General features: G+C 49.0%; 8 protein-coding genes. 1 reads left to right on the top strand and 7 read right to left on the bottom strand.

What is annotated here, in order from left to right; genetic code table 11:
- Window positions 1–187 precede the first annotated feature (187 nt).
- The gene (locus ACY69O_RS04970; RefSeq protein ID WP_462332360.1) at window positions 188–1492 is read left to right on the top strand and encodes an MATE family efflux transporter; all 1305 of its coding nucleotides are present in this window, start codon (window positions 188–190) and stop codon (window positions 1490–1492) included.
- A 40-nt stretch (window positions 1493–1532) separates the two neighbouring features.
- On the opposite strand, the gene ACY69O_RS04965 is transcribed toward ACY69O_RS04970, so the two are convergent.
- The 7 genes from ACY69O_RS04965 to ACY69O_RS04935 all read right to left on the bottom strand — a co-directional run.
- A complete protein-coding gene (locus ACY69O_RS04965) occupies window positions 1533–2258 on the bottom strand; it encodes a 3'-5' exonuclease (protein WP_462332359.1) in 726 nt (241 codons plus the stop codon).
- Between the two features lie 133 nt (window positions 2259–2391).
- On the bottom strand, window positions 2392–3534 hold the full coding sequence (locus ACY69O_RS04960; RefSeq protein WP_462332358.1) for a glycerate kinase family protein: 1143 nt from the start codon (window positions 3532–3534) through the stop codon (window positions 2392–2394).
- Window positions 3535–3547: 13 nt separating this feature from the next.
- The gene (locus tag ACY69O_RS04955; protein ID WP_462332357.1) at window positions 3548–4888 is read right to left on the bottom strand and encodes a GntP family permease; all 1341 of its coding nucleotides are present in this window, start codon (window positions 4886–4888) and stop codon (window positions 3548–3550) included.
- A gap of 75 nt (window positions 4889–4963) precedes the next feature.
- Window positions 4964–5788, bottom strand: coding sequence for an MBL fold metallo-hydrolase (locus ACY69O_RS04950; protein ID WP_462332356.1), 825 nt, complete (start codon window positions 5786–5788; stop codon window positions 4964–4966).
- A gap of 590 nt (window positions 5789–6378) precedes the next feature.
- Window positions 6379–7545 (bottom strand): CdaR family transcriptional regulator, encoded by a 1167-nt coding sequence (locus ACY69O_RS04945; protein WP_462332355.1) that lies wholly within the window; start codon window positions 7543–7545, stop codon window positions 6379–6381.
- Between the two features lie 13 nt (window positions 7546–7558).
- Entirely contained in the window at window positions 7559–8356 is a 798-nt protein-coding gene (locus ACY69O_RS04940) for an EFR1 family ferrodoxin (RefSeq protein ID WP_462332354.1), read from the bottom strand.
- A gap of 49 nt (window positions 8357–8405) precedes the next feature.
- The coding region (locus ACY69O_RS04935) for an AAA family ATPase (RefSeq protein WP_462332353.1) at window positions 8406–8816 on the bottom strand (411 nt) is incomplete at its 5' end.

Below are 8816 nucleotides of genomic sequence, written 5' to 3'. Positions count from 1 at the left end.
CTTGGCGAGACAGATACCCCGATTGATAAAGCCGAGTTCAAGCCTATTGAAAAAGGCTCCCCTGTAGAAGCCGCTTTCGATGTGGCAAAGAAAATCTACGAGCAGATGAATCCGGTAATCTGGTAATACGTTAATGAAACACACAAATACTTGGATGGGTAAGGCACGGGAATTTTTTATAGTTCTCGTGCCAATTTTTGTGACGCAGCTTGCCCTCGTTGCAACGGGCTTCTGTGATACGGTCATGGCAGGTCACTTTTCCAGTGAAGACCTTGCAGGTGTTGCCGTAGGCGCAAATTTATATTTTCCGGTCTTCACGACATGTATATCCGTTTTGTCAGGTCTCACACCGACCATTGTTCACGCTTACGGTGCAGGAAAACGGTGGTCGATTGTTTTTGCTGTGCGTCAGGGTTTTTGGCAGGCGCTTTTTATTGCCGGCGTCGTGCTCATACTTGGATGGATTTTCGTTCCTGTTATCATCCACAGTCTGCAGCTCGAACCTCGTGTAGAATATGTCGCTATACACTGGATTCTCGCAATTTCCTGTGGAATGCCGCTGATTTTCTTGAGCGCTGTTCTCAGAAATCTTCTTGATGCACATGGCTTTACGCGTCTTACTATGCTTGTCACGCTTATTACTGTGCCAATAAACATAGTCGCAAATTTCTTTCTTGTGTACGGCTGGGGCGGTTTCCCCGCCCTCGGCGGTGTAGGCTCGGGAATCGGTACGGCTTTCGCTTACGGCATCAATCTTCTATTGAATGTGCTGATTACGCTCTTTGTCTCGCCGTTCAGGAATTACCATATATTCCGCCGCTTTGCTCCCCCAATCTGGGGTGCCTGCAGACGGCAGCTCGCTCTCGGGCTTCCAATCGGCGGAGCCATCTTCTGTGAAACATCTATTTTCAGCGCAGTAGGGCTTTTCATGGCAGGCTACGGCACAGCCGTTCTCGCTGCGCATCAGGCGGCTCTGAATTTCACAACACAGGTTTATATGATTCCGCTGTCCATAAGCATGGCACTTACGATTCTCGTTGGCTATGAGCTTGGTTCAAAGCGGCCTGTTGACGCAAGGAAATATGCCCGTCTCGGGCGTCTCCTTTCTCTCGTTGTCGTCGGTATTGTCGCAGCGCTCCTCATACCTATGCGTAACATTATATCTTCGATATACACCGAGGACCCTGCTGTTCACGAGCTTCTTCTTGTATTCCTTGCGTATACTGTGGGAATGCAGTTGGCTGATGCGCTGAACGCTCCGCTTCAGGGAATACTTCGCGGAGCAAAGGATGTGAAAGCAGCGTTCCTGCTTGCGGTTGTATCAAACTGGGCAGCAGGACTCCCCATCGGCTGGCTGCTGGCTGAAAAATTCGACTTCGGCCCGTACGGGTACTGGATAGGACTGATTGCAGGCCTTCTGCTCGGAGGCATCTTCCTAAGTTTACGGTTCAATTATGTCGAAAAGAAATGGAATGCAATGTACGGAAAATAAACAAAACCCGGAGGCTCTGCTCAGGAGTCTCCGGGTTTTATTATGATATGCCCGGAAGGATTCCTTCCCTTCCGACGTTTTTCATGAACACCTGCAAAAGCTGATACGAAGCGTAGGCATCTGCCAGCGCGCGGTGATTTTCGGTAAGTACAACGCCATATTTCTGCAGAAGCGGTTCAAGACCGAATTTTATCACCGGCGGATCCGCATCATCCAGCAGTCTGTGCGCCATACGCTCTGTGTCGATAAAGTACGGATAAAACTTTTCCTTCATCCTGAACCGATGAATTGCAAGATTTATCTGCACCATGTCATTATTTCCTATAGAGTGTCCAAGCACAATGCTGTCTCCGACGAACCGCAGAAACTCAGGCAGAACCTCCTGGAGCTTTCGCTTGCCTACAAGCTCTTCCTTTGTGATGCCGGTAATCTGTGTCACATATTTATTGAGTCTTGTCCGCGGGCTCATCATCTCCTGAAAATCACTGGTTTCCCCTGTTTTCAGGTTAATTTTTACCGCTCCGATTTCGATGATGTCGTCCTCTGAAAAGCCTGCGCCTTCCAGGTCAAAGGCAGTAATATAATCCGACGGAAGCTTTCCGCAGGATGGGGTTTCAAGACATATCTCCCTGTGGTTTACCTTCGCCAGAATACCCTTTCTAAACTCTGACCGTTGTCTCTTCCTCTTTTCACGGCGTGCTTTTTTCTCTAATTCAATTTCCTTGGCCTTCTGCTCCTCCGGAGTCAGTGCCGTCTGCTCTTCCATTTTATTCTTCCCTTATTTTAATTTTCGTTCAAGTATCATTCACACTGTCTTATATTTTATCATACAGGCCGCGAAAAGGCACTAATAAACGAAAAGGACACGGAAAACCCGTGTCCTTTGACATTTATGTTTCTTATTCAGCTACTGACAGCTTTAACAGACTAAGGATATTTTCCATTGTGCTGCGGAGATTTTCTGCGCTTTTCGGTGCTGCCTTTTCAAACGGCAGTGCCTGTCTGTTTATACTGAAGGCGGCATGAATACCAGCCTCAAGCATTTCTTCACGGCTTACTTCAGGCTTCACAGCACCTGCAACGATAACCACCGGTACATCCGCTATTTTAGCGCGTGATGCCACACCGCTGACGACCTTTCCCATAAAGGACTGAGAATCAAAGCTTCCTTCTCCCGAGAAAACTACACACGCGTCACGGAGCTTTTCATCGAAATGAACTGCCTCCAGTACAACATCAATTCCGCGTATCAGCTTTCCGCCGAAAAATGCCGCAGCACCTGCGCCCATACCTCCTGCCGCACCGGCGCCAGGAAGGTCTGCCACGTCCATGCCAAGGTCCTTTGATATTACCTCGGAAAGATTTTTAAGTCCGTCATCAAGAAGCCTTATCATAGCTTCGTCAGCACCTTTTTGCGGGCCGAATACTGCCGCAGCCCCCTTCGGGCCGCAAAGCGGATTTTCGATGTCGCACATAATCGTTACACTGACATTCTCAAGAAGTTTTTTCGCTTCAGACATATCAATGCTTCGTATATCCTTCAATGTCGCGCCTACAGGAACAAACTCCTTGTCGGCAGCATCGAAGAAACGCACACCCATTGCCGCAGCAGCTCCGCAGGCTCCATCGTTGGTAGCACTTCCGCCAAGACCGAGAATAATATGCTTTGCTCCGTTTTCAACAGCCTTCCGAATGAGCTCTCCGACGCCATACGTGGTAGTTATGCCCACCTCACGGCGTTTGCCCGCCAAAGGAAGTCCTGCAGCCGCAGCCATCTCAATAACAGCTGTACCGTTCGGCAGACATCCGTAAAAGGAAGCGACAGGCTCCATGAACGGTCCGTTAACCGTCATTTCAACGCGCTTTCCGCCCATGGCATAAAGGAATGCATCTACTGTTCCTTCTCCGCCGTCTGCCACAGGAATAGATATAACCTCCGCCTCGGGAAGCTCACCCCTGACGGCAGCGGACATTATATCCGCTACCTGTATGGATGACAGCGTTCCCTTGAACGAATCAGGGATAACTATGACTTTCTTCATTCAAACACCTCTGTCAGCAGAAAATCAGGGACAGGATGTAGACAAAGACAACCGTAGTGATACCTTCAACAAATGTAACACCTGTCTGGCATTTATATGCAACATTTGTGGACATATCCGAGAACTGCGATACTACCCAGAAATAGGAATCGTTTGCATGGGATACGCACATGGAGCCTGCGCCGATAGCCATGATTACGAGCGCCTTGCCCATTTCACTCTCAAAACCAAGGCTCGGCATCAGCGGAGCAACCATAGCTGAGGTAACAATCATAGCAACCGTGGAAGCACCCATTGCAGTTTTCAAAAGTGCCGAAATAATGAACGGAAGGAATACGCCGATGGAAAGAGAAAGCAGCGCACTGGAAAGAGCTTCAGCCAACGGCAGAGTTTTAAGGATTGCACCGAAGGAACCGCCTGCACCCGTGATTACGAGAATAGATGCGGAGTTCAAAATACCCTGGCACATCCAGTCAAATTTATTCTTAGACTCCGAAACAGGAATCAGTGTCATAGCAAGGAAGATACCGATAAGAAGCGCGATGACCGGGTCACCGATGAAAGAAGCGAATGTTTTTACCGCGCCATTGCCGAAAGGATGGGACGGGAAATCCGCGATAGATTTGATTGCGATAAGAATAATCGGCAGAATGATAGGAGCAAAGCTGTGGACAACGCCAGGAAGACGTCCGTATTTTTCCATGAGCTCCTCAACCGTAAACTCCGGATTAGCCGGAATATCATAATTGCATGCTACCTTTTTCGCGTAGATAAGACCGGAAATCATTGCAGGAATAGATGTTACAAGACCGACGAGAATAACAAGTCCAAGGTCAGCGTTCAGCGTACCAGCCATTGCAATCGGTCCCGGTGTCGGCGGAACAAGGCAGTGTGTTGCGTAAAGACCTGCGGAAAGAGCAGTACCCATGACAGCCAGAGAAACATTGGAACGGTCAGCCAGAGCACGTGCAATCGGGGAAAGAATAACAAAACCCGAATCGCAGAATACAGGGATACCCGTAACATAGCCCGTCAAACCCATCGTCAGCACGGAACGTGCCTTGCCGACAATACCGAGAATCGTGTTGGCCATAACCAGGGCTGCGCCCGTCTTTTCAAGTATAGTACCGATGATAGTACCTGCGACGATAACGATACCAATGCTGGACAGAATACCGCCAAAGCCGCCCTTGACCGTGGAAATAACCTTATCCGCAGGCATACCGCAGACAAGACCTACGAAAATAGACACGAGCACCATTACAACAAACGGATGCTGCTTGAACTTGCTGATCGCAATGATCATGATAAGAACAGCTAAGAAGATAACGCCGCCCATAAATAAACCTGACATGAATAAAACTCCTCTCTTAAATAAAACGAAACAGGTCCAACTCCACATGAACCTCCTGTTTCTTACCCGAGTTACTTAAAACTCGAGCAAATCCCCTGTCGAAAGAACACACCCTGATGCCGCATCCTGCTCCAGACGGCTTCGCACGGCTTCTCCTGAACAATGACAAAGCGCCATGCGTTTCAAACCCATCTCGTGAAGTGCCGCCAGCGTCTTATCAATACGCTCCGCGTCCGCTTCTTTAAGATGCGTGCCGCCAACCACACTGGTTACAGGCAGTCCCAGCCGCGCATGAACGGCTGTTACCATGTTCAGTATGCCGGGATGCGAGCAGCCTGTAATGACCGCCACGCCTTCACCTTCGCGCAGAACGAGACATATTTCATCCTGAAAATCGTCTCTGTGCTTATCCACACCGCACACAAAACGCTCAGGAATCGTCTCCATCTTTTCTTTCCTCGGGAATCTTCCCATCAGCCACGCGAAATCATCGAGCTTTACCATTTCGCCCACTTCACATGGCTTGATGCTCCATTCTTCGAGGTCGTCTGCGCTGAAGCCTGCGCCGAGGTACGTATACTTATTTCCCTCAGGCGCATAGGCAAACTTTTCCTGCCAGAAGCCCTCACCGATGTAGACCGACGACGGAACTGCATACTGCCTGAGCGCAGGAAAACCGCCTGCGTGGTCGTAATGCGAATGACTGATGACTGCAAATCCGACTTTCTTCAAATCTGCGCGCATAAAAGCCGCATTGCGCCATGCAAGTCCACTCGCCCCGCAATCGAACACAAAGGTTGACTGCGGTGTTTCCACGTACAGCGACAATCCATGCTCCTTCCCGAGAGCAAGATGCTCGGAGCCGGTATCCTCCACCAGCACCTTCATGGAAACTGTCATACGATACCCTCCTCAACATGATTTTAAAAGGATTGTCTTTCATTATAGAAACTTGTTGTCCTTATGTCTATGTTATGCGTAACATATATACTTCATGTTTTTTGTTATTCGTACCATTACGTAATCTACCATTTTCGTATTTACTATTAAAACGCTTTCGTTTCGAAACATTTAATAAGCTATTCAAAAGCCAATAACAGGCTTTACGCATTTTCTCGTTTCCAAAACAATTTCCATTCCCTAGTTTCATCACAGAATCAGACGCTTTTCGTTTCAAAAGAGACTATATCATCATAAATTCTTAAGACACAAAATCCCCCGTCCGTCAGCTTTCCGACAGATGGGGGATAAGTTTATCAATTATTCTGTATACCCAATTCCTTATATAACTCTTCCGGTGTATCGTAAACTTTACTTAATCCCTTACCATTTTCAATTGTAATTTCGTGAACATTTTACTCAAGGCGTAAAAATCCCCCGCGACAGATTTCTCATCTAACGCAGGGGAGATTAAAATATATCATTTTTTCGTTGCTTTTGTTCTTTCAGTTGAACTCAAAATTATCATACGCAAACCAACGCATAAATATTTATTTTTCTATCCCCACATCCTTGCCTCTCTGTGTCTCATCGAAGAACATCAGCACCATGGCAAAGACCGCGGCATCGCGTGGCTTTCTTATGTCGTAGCCTGTCAGATGCGCGATGCGGTGGAGCTTGTACTGCAATGTGTTTTTATGGATAAAAAGCATTTCGGCCGCTTTCGCCAGTGAGCCGTCTGCTGCAAAGTATGCCCTAAGGACTTCCATTACGGGCTTTCTTTCTTCTATGGTGTAGGCGTGAAATATCTTATGCAGATAGTCAAACTTCGTCTGCGTAGAGATTTCCTGCAGGAACATGCCCAGGTCAAGACGGCTGAACATAACTATTTTATCGTCCAGATTCGCCGCGATACGCCATGCGCGGTCAGCCTGTCCGTACGCCTCATTCATTGTACGGCTCAGTCCGTCTATGCCTATACGCAGGCTCTGCCCGAAACGCTCACGAACCATGGTGCGAAGCTCTTTTGCAAGCGCCGCCAGTTTTTCGTCATCAGCTTCAGGCAGAAGAAGAATCTGTCTAGCCGCGTTTCTCAGTACCAGCGCCGAAGGCTCACGATGGATTATATCAAGTACGGCGTTCTCGATGTTTTCGATGAGCTCCTGTCCCGGCAGGGAGTCGATATAGTCCTCCACGTCGTCCATGCTCACCACCATTACGCGGCGCGGCCTTGTGATGTCGATACCAAGCTGACGCCCGCGTTCTTCCAAAAGCGTAGGGCGCAGAATACCGGCGCCCAGCACCCAGTCCTCAAGAAAACGGCTGATGACGCGAAGGTCCAGACGTTTTTCGTCCTCGCGCTCACGCTCGCGAACAAGAATCTCCGTCATCTTTTTTACAATCTGGCCAAAGCCTATGACCTGCTCATATTCACCGGTAACACCGATAACACCGACTATATGATGCTGATACTCAATGGGCAGATTTATACCTACACGCATGGGAGGAACTGCTTTTTTCGCGGCTTCCTCAGTAACGTAAAGCTCTGAAAGCTCTTCATCTATTATGCGTTTTGCCGCCTCATGAAAGCTCCCGATACGCTGTTTGTCCGTGCTTGCGATGATAACGCCCTGCTCGTCCATCATATTGATATTCTGTTTGACAATGGCACCGATTTCCTCAACTATATCCTGTGCCTGACGGGCTGCAAGAAACATGCAGGCGCTCCCTTCATTCTTCTGTAGGACGTGACATTAAAAGTTCCTTCGGCATGATGCCCTTATGGCGGTAACGGTGGCGTTTTGCAGTCTTCGGCCCTTTATTTATCGCCTTCTGCGGGCAGATATGCAGGCACGCCAGACATTCTGTGCAGTTATGCTGCCATACAGGGGTGCCGTCCGGACGAAGTATATTTCCCACGGGGCAGACATGCTCGCACATGCCGCAGTGAACGCATTTTTCCTTATCGCAGGTAAAATCACCGTCTACTCTGCCACGTCTTGCCACCCAGTCCGTCCTGAATTTTGTCATGGCTTCAGGCAGGTACTCCCACACGGAATGCGGGCTCTCCGCCTTCACATTGGCAACAATCTTTTTCATCATTCGGCGCGCCATCCACTCCCGGATACTAATACGCCAGCCTGATGGAATATCGTTCATCATGATGTAGTTAGAAACGCGGCGGACAAACCATGCTGCATCGAGCTTTCTTCCCTGCTCCGCCAATATCTCATTCAATGCGGTAAACGGAGTGCCCATGAAAGGAACGCCGCAGGTAGCGATTGCAAAGATATACCGTGCCTTCGATACGTCAACACGGCGCAGAAAATCCTCCACCACAATAGGCAGTCCGAAATAATGCATCGGGAAAACGAAGCCTATGCGCTCCGCGTCTGCGATAATCTCGTCATTTCTAAGCTCCTCGGGCATGGAGCGCAGGACGACGCCGTCAATGGCATCGCGAAGCTGTCTCGCCGTATAGAGTGAATTGCCTGTTGCCGAAAAATAATAAATGACCGTTCTGTCCATCTGTCTTTTTCCTACTCCCTAACCTCTTACACAAGCCTCAAAGTTTTTCTTATCCCTTCCAGCCATGCTGGCGCTTCCACGCCTTCAGCTCCTCCATACGCGCCTTGAAGCGCGGTTCAAAGCCCTGGTCTGTGGGGTGATAATAGGTACGCCCGATGAGGCTGTCAGGCATACACTGCATGTTCGTGACCTTTTCCTTTGTATCGTGGGCGTACTGATAGCCTTTTCCGTATCCGAGATTTTTCATAAGCCTTGTGGGCGCGTTCCGTATTACAAGCGGTACGGGCTCATCAAGCATATTCACGGCATCGTCCCGGGCTGCGAAATACGCACTCTCCATGGCGTTGGATTTAGGCGCCAGCGACATATAAACCGCGGCTTCCGTCAAATGCACGTTGCACTCGGGAACACCAATGAAATGACATGCCTGATATGCGGCTATGGCTATCTCAAGGGCACG

This window comes from Schwartzia sp. (in: firmicutes) (assembly GCF_978017985.1).
The sequence above is the reverse complement of the archived record's forward strand: the minus strand, read 5'-3'. Positions and strand labels throughout refer to the sequence as shown.